Source organism: Mesorhizobium sp. M7A.F.Ca.CA.002.09.1.1 (assembly GCF_003998555.1).
Classification (GTDB): domain Bacteria; phylum Pseudomonadota; class Alphaproteobacteria; order Rhizobiales; family Rhizobiaceae; genus Mesorhizobium; species Mesorhizobium ciceri.
Genome location: NZ_RZRR01001094.1, coordinates 1 through 1,597, shown reverse-complemented (window position 1 = coordinate 1,597; position 1,597 = coordinate 1). Strand labels below are relative to the sequence as shown.

General features: G+C 62.4%; 1 protein-coding gene. It reads right to left on the bottom strand.

Annotated elements, in window-relative coordinates; all coding sequences use genetic code 11:
- Window positions 1-1,597: VWA domain-containing protein (locus EN994_RS30585; RefSeq protein WP_164746380.1), on the bottom strand; the 1,597-nt coding region annotated here is incomplete at both ends.

Sequence of the window (1,597 nt, the reverse complement as noted above, 5' to 3'; positions counted from 1 at the left end):
GACCAGCGCTTCTCCGTCGCAGTCGCATCCTCGTCGCGCAGCTTCTGGCCGAAGGCGGCGACCGCGACGGAGAAGCGCTGGTCGGTGCTGGCCTGGTCGAAAGACGAGATCTCGTTGGCCGAGGTCACCGGCGTGGTGATCAGCTTCGAGACGTCTTCATTCGGCAGCTTGTAGCGGATCTTGACGAAGGCATATTCGTCCGCATTGGCAACGCCGCCATTGTCCACCGACGCCTGGCCATAACGCAGCGCGTCGATCTGTTCGCCGCCGCTGCCCTTTGGCGTGATTTCATAGATCGCGGTGACGGAATGGCCCGAGCCGATATCGCCGGCATCGACGCGGTCATTGTTGAAATCCTCGCGGTTCAAGGCGCGGGTCTCGTAGCCGATCAGGCGATATTCCGAGACCTTGTTCGGATTGAACTCGACCTGGATCTTGACGTCCTTGGCGATGGTGAACAGCGTCGACGATGCATCTTCGACCAGCACCTTCTCGGCTTCGGCCAGCGTGTCGATATAGGCGGCGGTGCCGTTGCCGTTCTGGGCGATGGTCTGCATCATCTGGTCGTTCAGATTGCCGCGGCCGAAGCCGAACACCGACAGGAAGACACCGGTCTTGCGCTCTTTTTCGATCAGCCGCTTCAGATCGTCGTCGTCGCTCTGGCCGACATTGAAGTCGCCGTCGGTGGCGAGCATCACCCGGTTGACGCCGTCCTTGACGAAGGATTTCTGCGCCAGCCTGTAGGCTTCCTTGATGCCCGCCTCGCCGGCCGTGCTGCCGCCGGGCGTCAGATTGTCGATGGCACTGAGGATCTTGTCCTTTTGGGACGCCTTGGTCGGCTCCAGGACCGTGCCGGCGTCACCCGCATAGGTTACGATCGAGATCGTGTCGTCGGCCTTCAGCTTGCTGACCAGCAGCCGAAAAGCCGATTTGAGCAGCGGCAGCTTGTCCGGCTCGTCCATCGAGCCCGAGACATCGATCAGGAAGACCAGATTGGCCTTCGGCTGCTCGGTCGGCTTGACGTCAAAACCCTTGATGGCGACATGCATCAGCCTGGTATGCGTGTTCCACGGCGTCGGCATGACGCTGACGGTCGAGTTGAATGGTGTCGAGGCCGACTCCGGACCCTTCCAGTCATAGGGGAAGTAGTTGATCATCTCCTCGACGCGGACAGTATCGACCTGCGGCAGGGTGCCCTGCTTCAGCGAGCTGCGCACGAAGGAATAGGAGGCTGTGTCGACGTCGATCGAGAAGGTCGAGACCGGATCCTCGAGTGCCGCATGCACCGGATTGGTCTTGAAATCCTCGATGCGGTCGCGGTTTTCCGGTTGCGGCTGCATCTGGTCGGCCGGCAAGGTCGACGGCTGCTGCGGCGCCATCAGCTTGGACTCGGCCGGCATGCGGGCCCGCGACGTACTGGGCGCACTTACGGCGCCATCCAATGCGAATTCGCCTGTCGGTGCCGGTGGCGCAGGCTCGGCCAGCACACCGCGCTCCAGTGCATTCTGTTGTGCCGCGCCGGAAGCAACGGTCGATTCGGATTTCTGCGGCGAGGCCGGCGCCACAGGCGCATCGGTCGCGTCGCGGCTTTCCACAT